The organism is Pseudomaricurvus sp. HS19 (genome assembly GCF_009857815.1).
Lineage (GTDB): Bacteria > Pseudomonadota > Gammaproteobacteria > Pseudomonadales > Cellvibrionaceae > Pseudomaricurvus.
On the sequence record NZ_WVVW01000003.1, the window covers coordinates 201,567 to 223,399 of the forward strand.

General features: G+C 59.9%; 15 protein-coding genes. 12 read left to right on the plus strand and 3 right to left on the minus strand.

The genetic code is table 11. From position 1 onward, the window contains the following. The first annotated feature begins 75 nt into the window (after nt 1–75). The 7 genes from GSF27_RS11580 (at nt 76) to GSF27_RS11610 (ending at nt 12,187) form a co-directional block, all read left to right on the plus strand. A complete protein-coding gene (locus tag GSF27_RS11580; protein WP_160969179.1) occupies nt 76–1,296 on the plus strand; it encodes a cytochrome P450 in 1,221 nt (406 codons plus the stop codon). Between the two features lie 32 nt (nt 1,297–1,328). Next, nucleotides 1,329–2,282: an SDR family NAD(P)-dependent oxidoreductase gene (locus tag GSF27_RS11585; protein WP_160969181.1), complete on the plus strand. Its 954-nt coding sequence runs from the start codon at nt 1,329–1,331 to the stop codon at nt 2,280–2,282. Between the two features lie 232 nt (nt 2,283–2,514). Further along, complete coding sequence (locus tag GSF27_RS11590; protein ID WP_160969183.1) at nt 2,515–4,749, plus strand: TonB-dependent receptor; 2,235 nt, start codon at nt 2,515–2,517, stop codon at nt 4,747–4,749. Between the two features lie 261 nt (nt 4,750–5,010). Beyond that, nucleotides 5,011–6,696: an FAD-binding protein gene (locus GSF27_RS11595; RefSeq protein ID WP_160969185.1), complete on the plus strand. Its 1,686-nt coding sequence runs from the start codon at nt 5,011–5,013 to the stop codon at nt 6,694–6,696. Between the two features lie 281 nt (nt 6,697–6,977). Next, the gene (locus GSF27_RS11600) at nt 6,978–8,597 is read left to right on the plus strand and encodes an arylsulfatase (RefSeq protein WP_160969187.1); all 1,620 of its coding nucleotides are present in this window, start codon (nt 6,978–6,980) and stop codon (nt 8,595–8,597) included. A gap of 205 nt (nt 8,598–8,802) precedes the next feature. Then, complete coding sequence (locus GSF27_RS11605) at nt 8,803–9,672, plus strand: HAD family phosphatase (RefSeq protein ID WP_237457520.1); 870 nt, start codon at nt 8,803–8,805, stop codon at nt 9,670–9,672. A 169-nt stretch (nt 9,673–9,841) separates the two neighbouring features. Beyond that, on the plus strand, nt 9,842–12,187 hold the full coding sequence (locus GSF27_RS11610) for a tetratricopeptide repeat protein (RefSeq protein ID WP_202410409.1): 2,346 nt from the start codon (nt 9,842–9,844) through the stop codon (nt 12,185–12,187). A gap of 13 nt (nt 12,188–12,200) precedes the next feature. Here GSF27_RS11610 and cofD read toward each other — a convergent pair whose 3' ends face one another. The 3 genes from cofD to GSF27_RS11625 are packed head-to-tail and all read right to left on the minus strand — an operon-like array spanning nt 12,201 to nt 14,851. After that, a complete protein-coding gene (cofD, locus tag GSF27_RS11615) occupies nt 12,201–13,142 on the minus strand; it encodes a 2-phospho-L-lactate transferase (RefSeq protein WP_160969191.1) in 942 nt (313 codons plus the stop codon). A gap of 27 nt (nt 13,143–13,169) precedes the next feature. Then, nucleotides 13,170–13,943 (minus strand): coenzyme F420-0:L-glutamate ligase, encoded by a 774-nt coding sequence (gene cofE, locus GSF27_RS11620; protein ID WP_160969193.1) that lies wholly within the window; start codon nt 13,941–13,943, stop codon nt 13,170–13,172. Next, nucleotides 13,940–14,851, minus strand: a complete 912-nt coding sequence (locus tag GSF27_RS11625; RefSeq protein WP_160969195.1) for a LysR family transcriptional regulator — start codon at nt 14,849–14,851, stop codon at nt 13,940–13,942. The genes cofE and GSF27_RS11625 overlap by 4 nt, the downstream gene beginning before the upstream one ends. 188 nt (nt 14,852–15,039) lie before the next feature. Between GSF27_RS11625 and npdG the strand changes: the two genes are divergently transcribed. The 5 genes from npdG to GSF27_RS11650 are packed head-to-tail and all read left to right on the plus strand — an operon-like array spanning nt 15,040 to nt 21,779. Next, nucleotides 15,040–15,705, plus strand: a complete 666-nt coding sequence (gene npdG / locus GSF27_RS11630; protein WP_160969197.1) for an NADPH-dependent F420 reductase — start codon at nt 15,040–15,042, stop codon at nt 15,703–15,705. A 14-nt stretch (nt 15,706–15,719) separates the two neighbouring features. Beyond that, on the plus strand, nt 15,720–18,686 hold the full coding sequence (gene cofH, locus GSF27_RS11635; protein WP_160969199.1) for a 5-amino-6-(D-ribitylamino)uracil--L-tyrosine 4-hydroxyphenyl transferase CofH: 2,967 nt from the start codon (nt 15,720–15,722) through the stop codon (nt 18,684–18,686). Between the two features lie 57 nt (nt 18,687–18,743). Beyond that, nucleotides 18,744–19,871 (plus strand): sulfotransferase, encoded by a 1,128-nt coding sequence (locus GSF27_RS11640; RefSeq protein ID WP_202410410.1) that lies wholly within the window; start codon nt 18,744–18,746, stop codon nt 19,869–19,871. Between the two features lie 5 nt (nt 19,872–19,876). Continuing rightward, complete coding sequence (locus GSF27_RS11645; RefSeq protein ID WP_160969201.1) at nt 19,877–20,911, plus strand: hypothetical protein; 1,035 nt, start codon at nt 19,877–19,879, stop codon at nt 20,909–20,911. 19 nt (nt 20,912–20,930) lie between these two features. Next, a complete protein-coding gene (locus GSF27_RS11650) occupies nt 20,931–21,779 on the plus strand; it encodes an SDR family NAD(P)-dependent oxidoreductase (protein ID WP_160969203.1) in 849 nt (282 codons plus the stop codon). Nucleotides 21,780–21,833 lie beyond the last annotated feature (54 nt).

Sequence of the window (21,833 nt, forward strand, 5' to 3'; positions counted from 1 at the left end):
GCTGTGCGCTTTTCGCTTCCGGCAGCACGGCTTGGGACTTCACCCAATAATCATAAGAGACTGAGGAAACTACCCATGCGCAGTGTGCAAGCAACCGAGAGCCTTAAGCCCGATCATGTGCCGGAGGAGTTGTACCGGGATATCGATATCCACCATTACACGGCTGAACTGGACGACCCCTACAAGGCCGGTGAGCGCCTGCTGCAGGGACCGGATATCTTCTGGTCACCCATGGCCGCCAACGGTCACCCGGGCTGGGTGCTGACCCGTTACCAGCACATTATGGAGGCCTATGGTGATCCGGATCATTTTTCCAGTGAGCGTTCGGACCTGGCCGCCATGGGGGTGCAGTGGAAGCTGAACCCGCTGGAGTTTGATCCGCCCCAGCATCACAAATACCGGCGCTTGCTCAATCCCATGTTTTCGCCAAAGTCTGTTGCCGAGATGGAAAAGCCGGTCTGCGATGTGTGCGAAGAGTTGTTGGCTCCGCTGTTGCAGCAGGGTCGCTGTGAATTTATCGGCGACTTTGCGGAGAAGTTCCCCTCCTATATTTTTCTCGACCTGATGGGTATGCCGCGCTCGATGCTGCCGGATTTCCTGGAGTGGGAGCGATTGCTGCTGCGTGCCGAAGACCCGCGTCAACGGGCTGGTGCCCTGCTTTCTGTCATCGGTTTTCTCGACAAGTTTGTCGATGAGCAGATGCAAAATCCCACCACCGAAGTGATGCGCGGTATTGTCACTGCCGAGTACGAAGGTGAGCGGCGCCTGACCAAGGAAGAGATTATGGGTATGGTTACGCTGCTCTATATCGGCGGCCTGGATACCGTCTACAGCACCCTTGGCTGGATCTTCCGTCACCTGGCAGAGAACCCGGAATTGCAAACGGAGTTGTGTGATAACCCGGATAAAATTCCCGCAGCTGTGGAAGAGTTCCTGCGCCTCTATCCGGTGGCCATGCCACACCGCCGATTGAAGGCCGACCTGGAGTTTCACGGTGTAAAAATGAAGAAAGGTGACTACGTCCTGATGGCCACGTTCGCCGCCCATCGCGACCCGGATAGTTGCGACCATCCCCATCAGTTCGATATGAGTCGCAGGCCGCGACACTTCACCTTTGCCGCGGGACCACACCTGTGTCTTGGTGTTCACCTCGCCAAGCGGGAGCTACGCACGGTGATCGCTGAGTTCCTGCAGAACTGCAACAACATCCGCCTGGTGGAAGGCGAGGCGTTTGACTACCACACCGGTGGCACCTGGGGTGTGGACCGGTTGATGCTGGAGTGGGATCCGGCGTAACCACGCGGTGCAGGAATGAACAGGACACGATAATGACAACAATAAATTTTGAAAATCAGGTGGTGATAGTCACCGGTGCCGGCGGCGGTCTCGGTCGCGCCTACGCGCTGGAGCTGGCGCGTCGCGGTGCGGCGGTGGTAGTCAACGATCTTGGTGGCAACGTTGAGGGTGGTAGTGGCTCCTCAGCCATGGCCACCCAGGTGGTGGCTGAGATTCGTCAACAGGGCGGTCGCGCCATTGCCAGTTGCGACAGTGTCTCCACTGAAGCAGGTGCAAAAGCCATTGTGGATACGGCGCTTGAAACCTTTGGCCGACTTGATGCCGTAATCAATAACGCCGGCAATATGCGGCTTTCATCACTGGCGGAAGGGTGTGCCGAAGACCTGCAGTCTCTGCTCGCGGTGCATCTTTTTGGCAGCTATTTTGTCACCCGCGCGGCGTGGCCGGTTATGCAAAGGCAGCAGTACGGTCGCGTGCTGTTTACAGCGTCCAGTGCCGGTTTGTTTGGTAATCAGGGACAGGGTTTCTATGGTACCGCAAAGGCGGCTGTGTTTGGCCTGATGAATACGTTCGCGATCGAGGGTGAGTCACAGGGAATTCTCTGCAATGCCATTTTGCCCTTTGCTTCCAGCCGCATGACGGAGCACGCCATGCAGGGGATGGACGAAGAGTATCTCAAACGCACCATGCCGGTATTTGCCAGCCTGAAGAACTCAACCCAACCGGAGTTTACCGCCGGTTTGGCCACCTATCTGGTGAGCAACGTGTGTCGTTCTACTCACGGACTTTACTCCTCCTGCGGCGGTCGTATGGCACGGGCGTTTGTCGGCGTCACCCGGGGTTGGCAAGGTTCCAGGGAGGTGGCGCCGGACGCTGAAACGATTGCTGAACATTTTGCAGAAATTACTGCGCTGGATACGGAAGGATTCAGTGTCCCGCAAAGCCCGTCTGATGAACTGAAGCAGGTGTTGATGGCGAAGTCATAGTGCGTATCACCAGCGATAGCCGCTGTTAATTTTTGTTTATCGGGCACCAGGAAGGTTGAGCCGGACGCGTGGGACTGAGTACAGTCGTTCGATCAGCTTCGCAATATAACTATAAAACTGCCGTGAGTGTAAAACGATGATCAATTTCCCTACTGCTGTTCCCGGGCATAACGCCCGCTGTTCCCTGCAATCTGAAAAAGCCGGATTTGTTAAAGCCCGGATGCCCCTGACCATGCTCAGCGCGGCACTGTTTGGTGCCGGTTTATCTTCGGCCACGATACCGGGATCCGCCCAGGCCGCCACGATCGAAGAGATCGTCGTCACTGCGCAGCGTCGTGAGGAGAGTTTGCAGGAAGTGCCAATCTCCGTGGCAGCATTTTCGCAGGATATGCTGGAGCGCAGTGGCATCAGCGGTACCCGTGAGCTGCCGGCACTGACGCCGAGCCTGCAACTGGTGTCATCCGGGCCGTCTGCCACGTTCTTTGTTCGTGGTGTGGGCAACACCAGTTCCGGGACTGGCGAAGAGGGCACCAACGCGTTTTACGTCGATGGTGTCTTTATGCCATCGCTGAAGCAGACCTTTATGAAGTTCAACAACATTGAACGGGTCGAGGTGTTGAAAGGACCGCAGGGTACCCTGTTCGGCCGCAACTCCAGTGGCGGCCTGGTGAATGTGATTACCAAAGATCCCGGCGATGAATTTGAAGCCAAAGTCAGTGTCGGTGCGGCCAACTATGACACCACCAAGGGGCAGCTGTATGTGGCGGGCCCCATCACGGAAACCCTCAGCGCGGACCTGGCACTGACGTCTACCAATCAGGGCAAGGGGTGGGGTGAAAACCAGGCCACCGGCAAGGATGTCAATCTGGGCTGGGACTGGGGTGCGCGCACCAAATGGGTATGGACCCCGAACGATGAAGCCAAAATTTCCTTCGCCGCAGAGTATTCAAAATCGTCTGATGACTTTGGTGTTGCCTATCGCCTGGAAGAGGACAGCCTGGGTGTGAACCCGGCGTTGATGCTGGCGCAGGCGGGTACTCCGGAAGCACTGGCAGCGTTTGCCACCATCGATCCCGCTGATTACGGTCCCACCTTGCCATTGAAGGACCCCTACGATACCAACACACCGGAGCAGCAGTTCTCTGATATTGATACCTGGGGCCTGAACCTGACGGCGGAGTTTGACCTGGGCTGGGCCACCCTCACCAGTATCACCGGCAGCCGTAAGGGCACCAACCACAGCTACTTCGACCTGGACATGACTCCTTACGACCTGCTCAACATACGCGTCGAGGATTCGGAGATTTCCTTCCAGGAGGAGCTGCGTCTGGCCTCCAACAGTGACGGGCCGCTGAACTGGCAGGCGGGCTTGTTCTATCTCACCATCGATGCCGACCTCGATCCGCAAACCTTTACCGGCCAGCTGCTGCACGTTGGTGGCGGACCGGGTGACTACGCCGTGGTTTCCAGCCTGGACACCACCTCCTATGCGGTATTTGGTGAAGTCAGCTACGACATTACCGATGCCACCACGCTGACGCTTGGCGGACGTTACACCCGCGATGAGCTGGACTTCAAAGGTGAGATGAACCTGCTGGAACTGGGAGGCTTTACCGCGGTTTCAAACCGGGACAGCACTACGGAAGAGGAGCCAACCTACAGGGTTGCCCTGCGTCACCAGTTGACCGACGACGTCAGCGTCTATGGTTCCTATAACCGCGGGTTTAAATCCGGTTCCTACGCCATGTCCGATCCCACCCGACCACCGGTGAAGCCCCAGACCATTGACGCCTATGAGCTGGGCGTAAAAACGGACCTGCTGGACAACCGGCTGCGCCTCAACGCTTCGGTGTTCCATTATGAAATCAGTGACTACCAGGTGCGCTCTGCCTCCGGCCCGAATCCGACACCGGTTTTGCTGAACGCGGCTGAAGTGGAAGTGGACGGCCTGGAGGTGGAATTTGAAGCGGCAATCACCGATGGACTGCGACTGTTTGGCTCTCTCGCCTGGCTGGACTCCGAATTTTCCGAGTTTACCGATGCACCCTTTACCTCGCTTAACACCTTCGATACCGGAGCACCATTTGGTGTTTTGGGCGGCACGCGGACGGTGAGTGGTGATGCCACCGGCAACGAAACACCGCTGGCTCCGGAGTTCTCCGGTAACATTGGTATTGCTTACAACCTGGCATTGGCAGATGCCGGTGAGGTGGATATGTCGCTGCTCTACAGCTACAACAGCGGCTTTTACTACGAGCCCGATAACCGCCTGGAGCAACCTTCCTACGGTTTGCTTAACGGCTCCCTGCGTTACTCACCCGCACCCAGTTGGAGCGTGGAGCTGTGGGGGCGCAATCTTACCGACGAGACCTACTACAGCCAGAAGCTGACCGTCAGCAGCCTTGGCGATGTGGGCATCACTGCGGCGCCACGTACATTTGGTATCAACCTGGAATACACCTACTAACGCAGGCCTTTGCATCAGGCGCCCTCCGGTGGTTTTAGCTTGCAGGAGAGCGCCTGTGCCAGTACGCAACCTGTCACAACCCCCCCGCCTGTTGTGCAGCAAATACACGCTGTTTTTGCTCTATACTCCAGAAGCCGAACATTAGCGGCGTGGCATATAAAGTGACATAATCATTTTTTCGCCGCATTCCAATTGCTGCTGTGGCAGGGTGTCGTGACCTGCCAACAGTCAATCAACATAACGTCCACCAAGGGGGAGAGAGTGGAGACAGCCAACAACACGTTTGACGAACAGACCGATTTTATCGTGGTAGGCACAGGCGGCGGTGCCCTGTGTGGTGCGCTGACCATGCTGTCGCAAGGTAATCAGGTTATCGTGCTGGAAAAGTCGTCACTGGTGGGTGGTACCACCGCCCGTTCCGGTGGTGTTATGTGGATTCCCAATAATCGCTTTCTGCTGCGCGACGGCCTCGACGAGAGCGAAGAGCGGGCGCGGACTTACCTGGAAGCGCTCTGCGGTGAGCAACAGAACACGCCCGGCTCCACCCCCCTGCGTCGTCAGACGTACATTACCCGCGCTGCGCAAATGCTGGAGTTCCTGTTGCAGCAGGGCATCGACATCGATCGCTACCGTTACTGGCCGGACTACTACGATGAGTTGCCCGGTGGTCTCAGTGTGGGTCGCAGTGTGGGCGCGAAATTGTTTGATATTAACCAGCTGGGCGAATGGAAACAGCGCATGGTGCCGGGCTTTATGCCCTATCCGGCCATGGTGGATGAAGCCATGCAGATGCCCTATTTCAAGCGCAGCCCGAAGGCTTTCTGGCTGTGTGTGAAAATGGTGGGTCGGGCGCTGTACGCCAAACTCACGGGCAAGCATTACGTCTCTGCCGGGGCGGCCCTGCAGGCGCGCCAATTGCACGCGCTGCTGCGAATGGAAGCGGACCTGCGTACCGACTCCCCTGTCAGCAGCCTGATCGAACAGAACAGCCAGATCGTCGGTGTGGTCACTGTCAAAGATGGCAAACCCTGGCGCATCGGCGCCCGCCTCGGCGTACTGGTGGGTGCAGGTGGCTTTGCCCACAACCAGTCCATGCGTGACCAGTACCTGCCCGGTACTTCGGATCTGTGGACCAGCGCCGCACCTACCGATACCGGTGAGATGATTCAGGAGATGGCCCGTCACGGCGCCCAGCTGGCGCAGATGGACGAGATGGTGGGCAATCAGTGCACCCTGCCGCCGGGCAGCAAACGCGGTGATATTCGTGCCACTGCCCAGAGCATTACCGCCAAGCCACACGCCATCCTGGTGGATCAGACCGGCGTTCGCTATATGAATGAAGGTGGCTCGTACATGGCTTTCTGCAAGGGCATGCTGCAACGCAACCAGGCTGAAGCGGCGGTGCCCAGCTGGGGGATCTTCGATAGCCGCTACCTGAAGAAATACATGTTCGCAGGCATCATGCCCGGCGGAAAAATTCCTCAGGAGTGGTTTGATAGCGGCTACCTGAAAAAAGCCGACAGCCTTGCGGAGCTGGCCAGCCTGCTGGATTTGAGCCCGGATACCCTGCAGGCGACTGTTGAGCGTTTCAATGGCTTTGTCGCCAAAAATCATGACGACGATTTCCAGCGTGGTGAACGCGCTTATGACCGCTGGCTCGGTGATCCGCTGCATAAGCCAAACCCGACCCTGGGCACCCTTGAGAAAGGACCGTTTTACGCGTTTCCTGTCGTGCCGGGTGACGTGGGCACCTATGGCGGCGTGGTCACGGATGAGCACGCCCGCGTATTGCGCGCCGATGGTTCTGTTATCGCGGGTCTCTACGCCACCGGGGTCTCCACCGCCTCGGTTATGGGTCGTTACTATCCCGGTGCCGGCTCCAGTGTCGGCCCATCCATGACCTGGGGTTATGTGGCGGCGCGACACGCGGCGGAAAAAGACGCCTGATTCATCCTGGCTTTCTCAGCTGGCGGCGGTGATGCCACCGTCGCCAGCCGGGAGAATGCCCCCTCCCCTATCTTCATCCGTAACACTTCTCTGTCCTGATGGGGACTGCGAAGACAGTCACATCAACGGAACGCGATGTAATCAATGCAACAATTTTCCGTTGTCTGCGCAGTTCTGGGCTACTTTTATTGAGGTTGTTGCATTTCAGCGCTGAACACCTGGTTGGCTTAAACGGCAGGGAGGCGGTGCAGCGCTGTCCATTCTGGTAAAGGAGTTACGCAATGAATGAAACAGGCAAACTTTTGACGAGATGGCTGACGGCGCTGTTGGCCATTGTGATTTTTCCAGGCTGTTCCTACGCGCAGAACGAGCAGGAGAAGCCCAACATTCTGGTGATCTGGGGGGACGATATTGGCACCTGGAACATCAGCCACAATAATCGCGGGATGATGGGTTATCAGACCCCGAATATTGATCGCATCGCCGACGAAGGCGTTGCCTTTACAGACTATTACGGCCAGCAGAGTTGCACGGCAGGCCGGGCTGCCTTTGCCGGTGGCAATGTGCCGGTGCGTACCGGTATGACCAAGGTTGGCCTGCCCGGTGCCAAAGAGGGCTGGCAGAAAACCGATGTCACCATGGCCACCGTGCTCAAGAGCCAGGGCTATGCAACCGGACAGTTCGGTAAAAATCATTTTGGTGACCGCAACGAACACCTGCCGACCATGCATGGTTTTGATGAGTTCATGGGAAATCTCTACCACCTCAATGCGGAAGAGGAGCCGGAGAACGAGGATTATCCAGCCGATATGATGCTGGCCAGCGGCAACAAGTTTATCGACCAGTTTGGTCCCCGTGGTGTGTTGCACTGTTTCGCCACGGCTGAGCGGGACAAAACCGTGAGTCCCCGCTTTGGTGAGATGGGTAACCAGAAATGTGAGGACACCGGCCCCCTGACCAAAAAGCGGATGGAGACTGTCGATGAGGAAACGTCATCACGGGCACTGGCGTTTATTCGTGAGCAGCATGCTGCCGGCAAGCCCTGGTTTGTGTGGTGGAACGGTACCCGCATGCACTTCCGCACCCACGTCAAGGAAGAGAATCGTAACCGCGGAAACGATGAATACACTGATGGCATGCTGGAGCACGACCGCCATGTGGGTCTGTTCCTGAATCTGCTGGATGAACTGAAGATCGCAGACAACACCATTGTCTTTTACTCTACCGACAATGGACCCCACTACAACACCTGGCCGGACGCAGGCACCACGCCGTTCCGCGGCGAGAAAAATTCCAACTGGGAAGGTGCCTATCGTGTACCGGCGTTTGTACGCTGGCCAGGAAAAATACAGGAAGGGGTAACCCTCAACGGTATCGTTTCCCACGAGGATTGGTTGCCGACTTTTGCGGCAGCGGCAGGTGCAGTGGATATCAAGGAGAAACTGCTGAAGGGCGTAAAGCTGAACGGTCGCACTTACAAAAACTATCTCGACGGCTACAACATGCTCCCGTACCTGTCAGGTAAGGAGAAATCGTCCCCGCGCCATGAGTTCTGGTACGTCAACGACGATGGCTCCGTAGTGGCAGCCCGCTACGATGACTGGAAGGTGGTGTTCCTGGAAAACCGCGGCCAGGCGTTTGGTGTATGGATGGAGCCGTTTACCGAGCTGCGGGTACCGCTGGTGTTTAACCTGCGTCGCGATCCGTTTGAGAAGGCGCAACACAACGCCAACATCTATTACGACTGGCTGCTGGATCACGCCTATGTGCTGGTGCCGATACAGGGGTTGGCGGCACAATTCCTGAAAACCATGGAAGAGTACCCGCCCAGCCAGTCACCGGGTGCGTTTAACCTTAGCAAAATTGAAGAACAACTGAAGAGTGCCCATGGCTCTCGTTGATTGTTAGTTCGGCCAATACCGCCAGCAATCGCTGGCGGTGTTTGTTTATGGGGTAATTATTATGTATCACTATGCTGCTGGCGTACCGCGGTGGCCGCGACCGTTGGGTTTTTACAGTCTGACACTGCTGTTGCTGTTTTCTGTCTTCGCCCGCGCGGCGGACGAACCTCTCCCATCCTGGCAGGGCTCTGCCCGGCAAGCTGTAATGGATTTTGTACAGCGCGCCACGACTCAGGGGAGTGCAGACTTTATCTCGCCTGCAGATCGGGTGGCGGTATTCGATAACGATGGCACCCTCTGGTCCGAACAGCCACTCTACTTCCAGGCCTTCTTTGCCCTGGATCGCCTGCAGAAGCTGGCACCGGATCATCCTGAGTGGAAGAACACGGAGCCTTATGCCTCAATGCTGCAGGGCAAGCTCAGTGATGCACTGAAAGCGGACGAGCACGCGGTGCTGCGGGTAGTCGCCGAGATGCACGCTGGCATGACGGCTACGGAATTCAGTGCTGAGGTGGCGCAGTGGCTGGCGACGGCAAAGCACCCGGTTAGCGGGCGCCTCTATACGGAGATGGTGTATCAGCCGATGCTGGAACTGCTGGTCTACCTGCGTCAGAACCACTTCAAGACCTATATTGTCTCCGGTGGCGGTATCGATTTTCTGCGGGTTTTTTCGCAGCAGGTTTATGGCATTCCACCGGAGCAGGTGGTGGGAAGCAGTCTCAAGGCAAAGTACGTGGTGCAGGATGGAGTACCGCAGATTATCAAACTGGCAGAACTGAATTTTGTCGATGACAAGGAGGGCAAACCGGTGGGGATTCACCAGCACATCGGTAAACGCCCGGTGTTTGCCGCCGGCAACTCGGACGGCGATTTCCAGATGCTGGAGTGGACCACCAGTGGTGAAGGACTGCGTTTCGGCTTGCTGGTGCATCACGATGATAAAAAACGCGAGTATGCCTACGACCGCGATTCCTCCATCGGCACGCTGGCGCGGGGCCTGGATGAGGCGCAGCAGCGGGGGTGGAGTGTGGTGAGCATGAAGAAGGAGTGGAAAACCATCTATCCGTCCAATTAATCGGCGCTGGTAGCACAAGCGCCAATATTTCTGCCGGATAAAGGCCCGCATAAGCGGGCCTTTGCTTTTGTACAGACGGTTGCTATGGTTGGCGTCCGTCGTCTCTCGGCGGGCAGAAATTGAAGAATAACAGGGCAGCGCGATACCGCTGCCGGTCGACGGGATGTCTATGATTCGTTCGCTTGTATTGACGGCACTGATGCTTGTGGTTTGTGGCTTGATGGGGTGTGGTGACGAGGCCAACTCGCCGCAGCAGGCCAAAGCCGGAGCTGGTGACGACGTGGTAAAGGCTCAGTCCCTGCAGGCAAAGTCCCGCTTCCCCCTTATTAACCAAAGCAGCAGCCTGACAGTGGACGGCGAAAAGCTGACCTATGTCGGTTCGCAGCAGTGCAGCAGTTGTCACGGGGCGGAAGCGACAGACTGGCAAAACTCCCATCACGACCTCGCCATGCAGGAGGCCACAGCGGAGACGGTGCTGGGGGATTTCAACAACACCAGCTTCGACTATTTCGGTATTGTCAGTCAGTTCTCCCGCCAGGGCGACGACTTCCATGTGAAAACCGATGGCCCTGACGGCCAGCTCACCGACTATAAAATTGCCTACACCTTTGGTGTCTACCCACTGCAGCAGTACCTGATCGAGTTTCCCGGCGGTCGCCTGCAGGCGCTTAATATTGTCTGGGACTCCCGGCCTGCAGAGGAGGGCGGCCAGCGCTGGTATCACCTCTACCCCGATGAAAAAATCAGCAGCGGTGATGAGCTGCACTGGACCGGCATCAACCACAACTGGAACTTCATGTGTGCCGATTGCCACTCCACCAACCTGAAAAAGAATTACGACCTTACGACACAGAGTTACCGCACCAGCTGGTCAGAGGTGGATGTGGGTTGCGAGGCCTGCCATGGCCCGGCGTCCAAACACCTGCAGTGGGCCAACAGCGGTGCCGCTGCCGGGGATGACAGCAAACCCATGAACTACGGCTTCCCGGTCGCCTACACCGAGCGCGAGGGTGCCATGTGGCAACCCGACGCCCGAACCGGCCTGCCGGTACGCCATCCCGCCAAGAGTACCCACACGGAAATCGAAAGTTGCGCCCGCTGTCACTCGCGGCGCTCTTCCACCAGTTCCGAACCCGATCCGGCTGCGCCGCTGTTACAGCACCACCGCCTGTCGCTGCTCACTCCCGGCCTCTATCATCCCGATGGCCAGATTGATGGTGAGGTGTATGTCTACGGTTCGTTTTTGCAGAGCAAGATGTACCACGCCGGTGTCACCTGCTCGGATTGCCATAACCCCCACAGCCTGGAGCTGCGGGCGCCGGACAACGCCCTCTGTGGCCAGTGCCACATCCCCGCCAAATACGATCGCCAGGAGCACCACTTTCACCCTGCCGGAACGGACGGTGCCCAGTGCGTGAACTGCCACATGCCGCAAAAAACCTATATGGGTGTGGACGCCCGCCGCGATCACAGTTTCCGTGTGCCGCGCCCGGACCTGTCCCAACAGCTGGGAACGCCCAACGCCTGCACCAACTGTCACACCGACAAGGATGCCGCCTGGGCGACGCAGGCGCTGCAGCAGCGGGGTAAAACCCTGCACGGCTCCGAGTATGCCATTGCCCTGCAGGCGGGCCGCGAGGGCAGGGCGGATGCGGGAGGGCAGCTGATGGAGCTGGTGGCGGATGACAGCTTGCCGGAGATCGTGCGTGCCACGGCGGTCGCCATGCTGCCCGCCTACGCCTCTCAGCAGACCGCGCCCCTGTTGCAGGCGGTGGCCCAAGGCAATGACACCCTGCTCACCTACGCGCTGTCGCAGGAGCTGGAATCCATTGCTGCCAATTACCGGCCGGTGTTTGCCGTGCCCCTGTTGTACGATCCCAACAGCAGCACCCGCGGCCTGGCAGCCAGGAGTCTGGTGGGCTTGTCGCTGCAGCAGTTTCCGCCGCGGGTGCTGGAGAAAAACAGCGAGGCGCTGATCGAGTATGAAAAAGCGGAGCTGTATAACGCTGACCGGCCGGAGTCGCTGACCAACCTGGGCGATCTTTACAGCGCCCAGGGCCAGACCGGGAAGGCCGCCAGTTACTATCGTCAGGCTATCAAACTGGCTCCCTACTTCACCCCGGCCTACATCAACCTGGCGGACTTCTATTACCGCGGCGGTGATGAGCTGCGGGGCCAGGCGGTGCTGCGTGAGGGCATTGCGACGGTGCGTGATCCGGCTCCCATCCAGCACGCACTGGGCCTGTCACTGGTGCGCAGCAAGCAGCCGCAGCTGGCGCTGGAGCAGTTGCGCCTGGCCGCCGCGGGCGAGCAGGCGCCGGCACGCTACAGCTATGTGTATGGTGTGGCCCTCAACTCCCTCGGGCAGCCGGATCAGGCGGTGGAGTTCCTGCAGCGGGCGCTGCAGCGCTACCCGGGTGACCGCGAAATCGTCTCCGCGCTCTACGCCATGTACCGCGATCAGGGCGACGCTGTGCAGGCCGAGCGCTACCGGGTGCTGCTGCAGGGGAACTGACGGGCCCGGCGAGTCAGCCCTGTTGCAGGCTCTGCAGGGCTTGCAGGCAGGTGTCCGCCAGCGCCCTGCGATCCTCCCGCGTGCGCATGACCGTAGGGGCGACGGCCACACCGCTCACTCCCTCCGCGATGGCGGCATCGGTGGTATCGATCAGGCTCAGGTCCACAAAATCCCCATAGAGGTCGGCGGTGATGGTGGCCCTGGGCTCAACCCCCAGCTCCTGCATGATTTTGGCGGCTGGTCCCTTAAGGGCAACGCCGCCCACAATCGGCGACACGGCGATCACCGGGGCCGGGCTGGACTGCAGAGCCTCGCGGAAGCCGGGAATGGCCAGCATGGGCATGACACTCAGATAGGGGTTGGAAGGGCAGATGATGATGCCTGCCAGCTGCGGATGCTGCAGTGCGGCCGCGACCGCCGGACTCAGGCGAGCCTGCTCCGCGCCGGCATAGGTTAATCCCTTCAGTATGGGTTCTGCCCGGCGGCCGACAAAGTAGCGCTGGAATTCCAGCCGGCCTTCATCGGTATCCACCAGTGTGCGCAGGGGTTGATCGGTGACCGGTGCTACCTGATGCTCTACCCCCAGACTGCGGGCCAGTTGCACCGCCACCTCACTGTGGCTCAGTCCCTCCTCCAGCAGGTGACGACGCAGCAGGTGCAGGGCGACGTCTTTATCCCCCAGCAGAAACCAGTCGGGCGCACCCAGCGCCCGCAGCTCTTCCATGACCCCCCAGCTCTCCCCGGCGCGGCCCCAGCCCAGTTCCGGGTTGGCCTTGCCGGCCAGCGTGTAGAGCACGGTATCCAGGTCCGGCCACACCGGCAGGCCGAGGTGCTCAAAGTCGTCACCCACATTGACGGCGATGGTGAGCTGTTCCGGGGGCAGTAGCTGCGCCAGTCCGTCCGCCAGTTTGGCGCCGCCGACGCCGCCGGAGAGGGCCAGGTAGTGTTTGCTCATATCCGCCCTCCAGGGCGTAAGGTGGGTTCAGGAAAACAGGTCTTCGGCCGCCGGACGCACCAGCTCGGTAGCCGGACGGCTGTTGGTAAGAAAGCGCTCACTTACTCCGCGTATCAGTACGGCCGGGGTGCTTTCGGCGGCCTCGCCGCACACCAGGGTGGCGGTGGCACAGAGCTGGTCGCCCACCGCCAGCTGCGTCACGCCCAGGATTCTGCCTTCACGATCGGTGGCGCCGCGCATATCGAAGAGGGCGCTGAGGCCGGCGCAGCCGATGCAGGTGCCGCAGACACCCATGCGCCAGGGACGGCCAAAACTGTCGGCAATCAGCACTGCCACGCGCTTGCCCAGGTGTTCGCTTATCTGCTGACTGAGGGCGGCCGCCGAGGCGTCCGGGTCTTCCGGCAACAGCAGTACCCGCTCGCCGCCACCGGGCAGGTTGGATTGGTCGATACCGGCGTTGGCGAGGGTAAAGCCGAGCCGGTGGCGCACAATCAATACACCGGCCACCGTGCGCAGCACGGCGCTGGACTCCTGCAGGATCAGCTCTACCAGCCGTGGATCCTTGTGGCAGATGGCGGCCAGCCGTCGGGCCTCAGCGCCCGGGGTGACGCTGGCGAGGTCGACAGCCCGGCCTTCGGCCTTGGAAACGATTTTCTGGGCCAGTACCAGCACGTCGCCATCCTCCAGCTGCAGCTGGCTGCTGAGGAGCCCCGCCTCCAGTAGCGGGAGCAACTGGTCACCAGCGTGCACTTCCGGCAGGCCCTGGATGGGGTGAAAACTGAGGCTGTTGGTGTGTGTCATAGGCGCTGCTGGTCCCGGGATACGGCGCTGATACCGGTCCGGAAATAGTCCTTGATAAAGTCGATGATGGCCTCCGCGGCGGGGGACAGTTTACGGCTTTCGGCGCGGGCCAGACAGATCTCCACCTCCGAGGGGCGTTCAAGATCCTCAACGAGGATGCTGGTGAGGCGGCCGCTGGCCAGTTCCTCCTGCACCATCAGGGGTGACGAGATCCACACCGCATCGGTCTGCAGCACGGTATTTTTCAGCACATCGTAGTTGTCACAGATAAACGAGCCACTGGCGCGTGAGGTGGTGTCGTTGGACATCTCCACGGCGCTGAGAATGGGGTAGCGAAACAGCTGGTCGCGGGTAATGACCGGCAGCCGGGTCAGGGGATGATCACCGCGCACCAGGGTGGCCAGGGGGATGGATCCCATCACTTCATAGACGGCGTCGTGTTTGGCGCGCATCTGGCCGATACCACAAAACAGCATTTCGATGCGGTCGTCCTGCAGGTCATCCAGCAGCGCACGGGCAGATTTGACGGACACCTGGATGTTGAGCCGTTGCTCCCGGCTCATAAACGCCACACTCAGCGCCGGCAGCACGATGCTGGCCACCATGGGGCCGACACCGAAACTCACCTTGCCGGCGTGGCCGCCGCCATAGAGCTGCAGGTTGTTCTCCAGGGTGCGGGCCCGCCCCAGCAATGCCTCGGCGTCCTCGATGGCCAGCTCGCCGGCCGGCGTCAGCACGGCGCCAGCGCGGCCACGGTCAAAAATTTTAATGCCATACTGCTCTTCAACACTGGCCACGCTGCGGCTCAGCGCCGGCTGGGTGAGGTGCAGCTCTTCGGCAGCCCGGGAGAAGCTGCCGAGGCGGGCGACGGTGACCAGGTGCTGGAGCTTGCGCAGGTCAATTTTCATGGCGGCTTGGCACTTGGTTATCCATAAATAAAACTCATGGAATGTTGATTTAATTTGCACTGAAAATTATCACACAATTGGGGCATAGTGTAGACACTATTGGTCAGTACTGTTTAACAGTGTCTCAGGACATGCCCTGGACTGACCCAGCCAAACAGTCATCAAAACAATAAAGTCAGGTGAAAATCATGAAGCAGGTCATTGGTGTTATCGGCGGAACCGGCAAACTGGGCGCAGCCCTGGCGCGACGCTGGCTGCAGGCTGGCCTGCAGGTGCAGATCGGGTCCCGGGATGTCAGCAAAGCCGCCGATGTGGCCGGTAAGCTCAATGCTGAACTGGGTACCAGCGCCGGTTTTGGCAGCAATGCCGAGGTGGCTGACGGCAGTGACCTGATTGTGGTCACCGTACCCTTTGCGGCGCAGGCGGCGACGCTGGAGGATATTCGCCAGCAGGTGCAGGGCAAGATCGTGGTGGATACCACGGTACCGCTGATGCCACCCAAGGTGATGCGGGTACAGCTGCCGCCGGAGGGCAGCGCGGCACTCAAGGCACAGCAGGTGCTGGGTGAGGGGGTGCGGCTGGTGTCCGCCTTCCACAGCGTGGCAGCCCACCGGCTGGCCACCGACGAGCAGATCCGTTGCGACGTGATGGTGTTTGGCGATGACAAGGCGGCCCGGGCCGAGGTGGTAAAACTGGCTGATGCAGCCCGCCTGCGGGGTATTCATGCCGGTGCGCTGGTCAATTCGGTGGCCGCAGAGGCACTCACCTCCATCCTGATCTTCGTCAACAAGACCTACACCGTGGATGGCGCCGGCATTGAGTTTACCGGCGAGCTGACGGCTCCGGCCGAATAAGCAGCGCCATCACTATGAGCCCTGTTAAATCGCCCCGGCCAGTCACGGCACTGGTGCCGGTAAAAGCACGCCATCTGTGCAAGACCCGCCTCGCCGAACACCTTTCGCCGCCGCAGCGCCTGGCGCTGGTGCGCAGTATGCTCAGCCATGTGCTGGGGGTGCTGCAGCAGTCACCGGCCATCGGCCGTATTGTGGTGCTGAGCCCGGAACAGGACCAGTTGCCGGATGACATTGAGCGTTTTGCCGACGCCGGTTTTGATCTCAACAGCAGTTTGCAGGCCGCGCTGCAGCGGCTGCGCCAGGAAGGTGAGCAGAGGGTACTGATCCTGCCGGCGGACCTGGCCTGCGTGCAGCCGGACGATATTGCGCAGCTGACCGATGCCGCCCTCAGCAGCGAAGTCACTATTGCCCCCAGCGCCGATGGTGGCGGTACCAACGCGCTGCTGTTGCCGCTGGACCAGCCCTGGTCGCTGCGGTTTGGGCACGACAGTTTCCAGGCCCACCTGCAAATGCTGCAGCAGGCAGAGCGCAGTTACCGCATGGTGATCAGCAGCGGACTCGGCTTTGATGTGGACAGCGGCGGGGACCTGGTACAACTGCAGCAGGGCGGTGACAGCGCGGTAGCTGTGCCGCTGTCGGACGCAGAATTGACCCGCGACCTGCTGCAGCGTCCGCTGCCGCAGTTACTGGCTGACGCGGAAGCACTGACCCTGCAGCACTTTGGTACGCAGGTTACCTATTCGCGCAAGGTGTTTATTCCGCTCACCCAACTGTGCCGCGACGTGTGCCACTACTGCACCTTCGCCAAGGCGCCCAAAAACCTGCGCGCGCCCTACCTGTCACTGGAGGAGGTGGTGGCCATCGCCCGCGAGGGCAAGGCCGCCGGTTGCACGGAAGCCCTGTTTACCCTCGGTGACCAGCCGGAAGATCGCTACCGCTCGGCGCGCACGGCCCTGCAGGCGATGGGTTACTCATCGACGCTGGATTACCTGCACGCCGCTGCCAAAGCCGTTTATGAAGAGACGGGTTTGTTGCCGCATCTCAACCCGGGCTTGATGAGCCGCGAGGAGATGGCGCGCCTGCGCGACGTGTCAGCCTCCATGGGCATCATGCTGGAGAGCACCGCGCAACACCTGTGTGACAAGGGCGGGCCTCACTACGGTTCACCGGATAAGGAACCGCAGGCGCGACTGCAGACCCTGCGTACCGCAGGCGAGCTGCAGGTGCCGTTTACCACCGGCCTGCTGATCGGTATTGGCGAGAGTCGCGCGGAGCGTATTGAAGCGCTGCTGGCGATCCGCGACCTGCATCGCCAGTACGGCCATATCCAGGAAGTGATTATCCAGAACTTCCGCGCCAAGCCGGACATCCGCATGGCGGAGCATCCGGAACCGGGCCTCGACGAACACCTGTGGACCATTGCGGTGGCGCGACTGATTTTGGGCGGTGGCATCACGGTGCAGGCGCCCCCCAACCTGCAGCCGGGTGTGCTGCAGGAGTTGATTCGTGCCGGCGTCAATGACTGGGGCGGCGTGTCGCCGGTGACCCCTGATCACGTCAATCCGGAGCGCCCATGGCCACACCTGGAAAAACTGGCCCAGGAAACTGCCGCTGCCGGTCGTCAGCTCTGTGCCCGCCTGCCGCTGGGCCCGCAATATGCACTCAACGGTGAGCGCTGGCTGAGCAGCGAAATTGAACCCGGTGTGCTGCGCCACAGTGACGCCAGTGGTCTTGCCCGTGAAGAAAACTGGTACGCCGGTGCCGGTGATCCGGTGCCAGCTGTTGCCGAAAACTGGTTGCAGCCTTCGCTGTTTACAGTGCCGCGTCACCGCCACCTGGCGCAGACCCTGGATCGCGCCCGGCAGGGTATCGAACTGGGTGAACGGGACATTACCGACCTGTTTGCCGTGCGCGGCAACGCCCTGCAGGTGGTGCTGCAGGAAGCCGATCAGCTGCGTCGCGAGATGGTGGGCGACACCGTCACCTACGTGGTGAACCGCAACATCAACTACACCAACATCTGTGGCTACCGCTGCCAGTTTTGCGCCTTTGCCAAGGGGCAGGGTGAGAGTGCGAAACTGTTGCGCGGGCCTGCCTATCGCCTCGACCTGGATGAGATCGGGGCGCGTGCGGTGCAAGCCTGGCAACGCGGCGCCACGGAAGTGTGCCTGCAGGGAGGCATCCATCCGCACTTCACCGGCCAGACCTATCTCGACATTGTGCAGGCCGTGAAGCGTGCCGTACCGGAGATGCATGTACACGCATTCTCTCCATTGGAAGTGTGGCACGGTGCCGAAACCCTGGGCCTGTCGCTGGCAGATTTTCTCTGCCAGTTGCGGGAAGCGGGGCTAAGTACCCTGCCGGGCACCGCGGCGGAAATCCTGCACGACGATGTGCGGCGGATTATCTGCGCCGACAAACTCAATACCGAACAGTGGTTGCAGGTGTTGCGTACGGCACACCAGCAGGGTCTGAAAACCACCTCCACCATCATGTTCGGACATGTGGAGCAGCCACAGCATTGGGCAGCCCACCTTTTGCACCTGCGCCGCCTGCAGCAGGAGACCGGCGGTATCACCGAGTTCGTGCCTCTGCCCTACGTGCACATGGAAGCGCCCATGGCGCGACGCGGCGAGAGTCGCAGTGGTCCCACCTTCCGCGAGGCGGTGTTGATGCATGCCGTGGGACGACTGGTGCTGAACCCGCTGGTTAAAAACGTACAGACCTCGTGGGTGAAAATGGGCGCGGAAGGTGCAGCCTTCTGCCTGCAGGCCGGGGCCAACGATCTCGGCGGCACCCTGATGGATGAATCCATTACCCGCGCCGCCGGCGGTGTTAACGGCCAGGAGTTCAGTCGCGCTGATGTGTTGCGGGTGGCGCAGGCCATTGCCCGACCCTGTCAGCAGCGCAACACACTCTATGGCGCCGCACCTTCGCGCTGCAGTGAGCAACACCCTGCGCTGATCGCCGTGGCGGACTAGTGGCAATACGCAAACGACACAGACATAACGATAAACAGACAAGTCGAGGATACGCTGGTGGAAAACTATCAAACCCTGATGGAAGTGGCCGAACGGCAGTCCGGGCTCAACGATTTCGGTGCTGACACCTTTCGGGAAGGGCTGGAGCTGCTGGTGCGCTCCCTGAATGAGGAGGCCAACCTGAATGCGGTGGGTGAACACATCCTGCGTGAACGCATCATTGGTCACCTCAAGCAGCGCCTGCAGGTAGAGGATTGGTACAAACGTCATCCCGAGATTGATGACGAGCAGATCGTAAAGCCGCTGATTGGTTTGAGTCTGCCCCGCACCGGCTCCACAGCACTTTCGTTTTTGTTGGCCTGTGATCCGGAAGCCCGCTCCCTGCGCCGGGCGGAAGCGGCACAGCCCTGTCCTCCGCCTTGCATGCTGGAAGCGGCCCGCGAACAGCAACAGGATGAGGCGGAGAAAGTGGCTGGCTGGAAGAGTCATACCCCATCCGGTGAGAACGCCCCGGCTGAGTGCCAGGACCTGATGTCACTGGACTTTCGTTCGCAATTGTTTCTCGCCTTTGCGCAGATTCCTTCCTACGCCGAGTGGCTTAATAACGCCGACATGAGCAGTTGCTATGAGTACGAGCGTCGCGCGTTGAAACTGCTGCAGTGGCGGCTTCCGGAAAAGCCCTGGCGTTTGAAGGCGCCGACCCATCTGCTCTACCTGGATGATCTCAACAAGGCGTTTCCCGATGCCCGCTTCGTCATGACCCATCGGGATCCCACCGATGTGATTCTGTCGGTGATCAATGTCTACAGCGACATTATCAGCAAATTTACCGACCAGATGGATATGGGATATGTGGCAGAGCTGAACATCAATATGTGGTCGGAAGGCATGCGTCGTACCCTGGCGTTCCGTGAGCGGGATAACAACGCGGAACGTTTTTTCGATATTCATTTTAAAGCCATGCACGAAGATCCACTGGCAGAAGTGAGTCGCCTGTACCAGTGGCTGGGCGAACCGGTGACGCCGGCCTTTGCCGAAAATATGACGACGTGGTGGGCAGAAAATGCCAACAACCGTGAGCCTTCCGGCACCAAAACCGCAGCAGAGTATGGCGTTGACCTGGAAAAAGTACGGCCGCTGTTCGCCGACTACACCCGTTGTATGCAGCAGTGGACCGGGAGGTAAGTGTCATGAGTGTTGATTTGACCGGTGGTATTGATCAGAGCCGCGAATACGTCATCGCCAGCAAGCCGGAAGACCCGGAAGTGCGCGATGCAGTAAATGTGTGGATTGAATCGGCGGATGGCGCCTTCGGCATGCGCATTGGAATCGAAGCGCTGGCGAAAGAGTGGGATGCCCACGATATCTGGCTCGATATTGCCTTTGCCGATGGCCGGGTAATCAGCTTTCGCGAAAGCCACGCACCTCACAACTCCATCGATGCGGATGGTTTGTCCTCTGTGCGTGGTGCCGGGCCGCTGCGCTTCTGTTGTGTGGAGCCTTTCAAGCGCTGGACGGTTTCCTTTAATGGAGCCGCGCCGGAGACTACGGCAGAGTTGCTGGCACAGGGAGAGCTGAAAAACAGCCCCGAGCCGGTGGCGGTCAGCTTCGATATTGATATGGAAATGGTGGCGCCACCGTGGGTGCCCGGTTCCCTGTCCGCACAGGCCCGCGAGTTGTTGAAGGGCAAGGAGGGCGGCTTTATGAGTCCCCGCTATGAACAACTGTTTCGTGCGCAAGGTGTGTTGAATGTTGGTGATGAGCGTATCGGGCTGTCCGGTAATGGCCTGCGCATTCGCCGCCAGGGTGTACGCCGGCTGGAAGGTTTCTACGGCCACTGCTGGCAGTCGGCGGTGTTCCCCGGCGGCAAGGCGTTTGGCTTTAATACCTACCCGGATCGTGGCGATGGTACGCCGGCTTACAACGAAGGTTTTGTCTTTGATGGCAGCGGCGAACTGCAACCTGCGCGGGTGGTTGAGATTCCCTGGCTGGATCGGCTGCAGGCCCGTGGTGACGATGTGTCGTTCGTGCTGGAAACCGCGGCTGGTAACGTGACAGTGGAAGGGGCCACGTTTATCAACACCCGCTCCGTGAACAAGGGCAGTGCGGTATTGCCCCCGGACTTTCCCATTGTGCAGCAGGCTCACGCCCGCTATCGCTGGGGCGATGAAGAGACGGTGGGCATGATCGAGCGTTCGTCGCCACCCAGCAAAATTACCAGTTAAAGCGATGGCAGGTGTACCCATGGATAGTAATCAAATTGCGTTGACCGATCAGGTGGCAATCGTGACCGGCGGTGGCGGTGGTATTGGTCGTGCCATTGCGCTGGCGTTTGCAGCTGCCGGTGCCGATGTTGTCATTGCCGATGTGGTGCCGGAGCGCTGTGAGGAGACCGCAGCGAGAGTGCGGGAGCTGGGTCGCAAGGCGCTGCCCGTGCCCACGGACATGTGCGAGACCGAACAGGTCTACGCCATGGTGGATCAGGCCAAAGCCGAATTTGGCCGTATCGACATTCTGGTGAATAACGTCGGTGGCGTTGCACCCAAGCCGTTCCTGCAGCAGTCCGAACGCTCCTGGCGCAAACACATCGATCTCAATCTGGTGAGTATGCTGGCGGCCACCTCCGCCGCCGCACCGGTGATGGTCGAGGGTGGCCGCGGCGGTGCCATTATCAATGTCGCCAGTATTGAAGCGTCCCGTGCCGCGCCTTATTACTCGATCTACGCCGCCTGCAAGGCGGGCATGCTCAACTTCACCCGCTCGCTGGCGCTGGAATTGGCGGAGCACAATATTCGTGTCAACGCCATTGCACCGGATTACACCGTAACACCGGGACTGCGGGGCAATATCAAAGGGCCGGTGGACGAGTCCACCTGGTTGCAGCCGACGCCGGAGCAGGAGCAGGCCACGGCCAATCGAATTCCCGCCGGGCGCACCGGTATCGACAGCGAGTGCGGACAGGCGGCGCTGTTCCTGGCGTCCGCCATGAGCAGTTACGTCAACGGTGTGGTGTTACCGGTGGACGGTGGCAGCTGGGCATCCAGTGGCTGGATTCGCAATGCGACCGGCAAGTGGACGCTGACCGGAATCTGATGGTTTGAAATTCAATCGCCGGTGCACAAACAGTCAGCGTGCGCGGGCAAGAAG

What these genes read in the sequence shown, in the direction of transcription:
- GSF27_RS11580 (WP_160969179.1), top strand. Translation starts at nt 76, where the DNA reads ATGCGCAGTGTGCAAGCAACCGAGAGCCTTAAGCCCGATCATGTGCCG.
- GSF27_RS11585 (WP_160969181.1), top strand. Translation starts at nt 1,329, where the DNA reads ATGACAACAATAAATTTTGAAAATCAGGTGGTGATAGTCACCGGTGCC.
- GSF27_RS11590 (WP_160969183.1), top strand. Translation starts at nt 2,515, where the DNA reads ATGCTCAGCGCGGCACTGTTTGGTGCCGGTTTATCTTCGGCCACGATA.
- GSF27_RS11600 (WP_160969187.1), top strand. Translation starts at nt 6,978, where the DNA reads ATGAATGAAACAGGCAAACTTTTGACGAGATGGCTGACGGCGCTGTTG.
- GSF27_RS11605 (WP_237457520.1), top strand. Translation starts at nt 8,803, where the DNA reads ATGGATTTTGTACAGCGCGCCACGACTCAGGGGAGTGCAGACTTTATC.
- GSF27_RS11610 (WP_202410409.1), top strand. Translation starts at nt 9,842, where the DNA reads ATGATTCGTTCGCTTGTATTGACGGCACTGATGCTTGTGGTTTGTGGC.
- cofD (WP_160969191.1), bottom strand. Translation starts at nt 13,142, where the DNA reads ATGAGCAAACACTACCTGGCCCTCTCCGGCGGCGTCGGCGGCGCCAAA.
- cofE (WP_160969193.1), bottom strand. Translation starts at nt 13,943, where the DNA reads ATGACACACACCAACAGCCTCAGTTTTCACCCCATCCAGGGCCTGCCG.
- GSF27_RS11625 (WP_160969195.1), bottom strand. Translation starts at nt 14,851, where the DNA reads ATGAAAATTGACCTGCGCAAGCTCCAGCACCTGGTCACCGTCGCCCGC.
- npdG (WP_160969197.1), top strand. Translation starts at nt 15,040, where the DNA reads ATGAAGCAGGTCATTGGTGTTATCGGCGGAACCGGCAAACTGGGCGCA.
- cofH (WP_160969199.1), top strand. Translation starts at nt 15,720, where the DNA reads ATGAGCCCTGTTAAATCGCCCCGGCCAGTCACGGCACTGGTGCCGGTA.
- GSF27_RS11645 (WP_160969201.1), top strand. Translation starts at nt 19,877, where the DNA reads ATGAGTGTTGATTTGACCGGTGGTATTGATCAGAGCCGCGAATACGTC.
- GSF27_RS11650 (WP_160969203.1), top strand. Translation starts at nt 20,931, where the DNA reads ATGGATAGTAATCAAATTGCGTTGACCGATCAGGTGGCAATCGTGACC.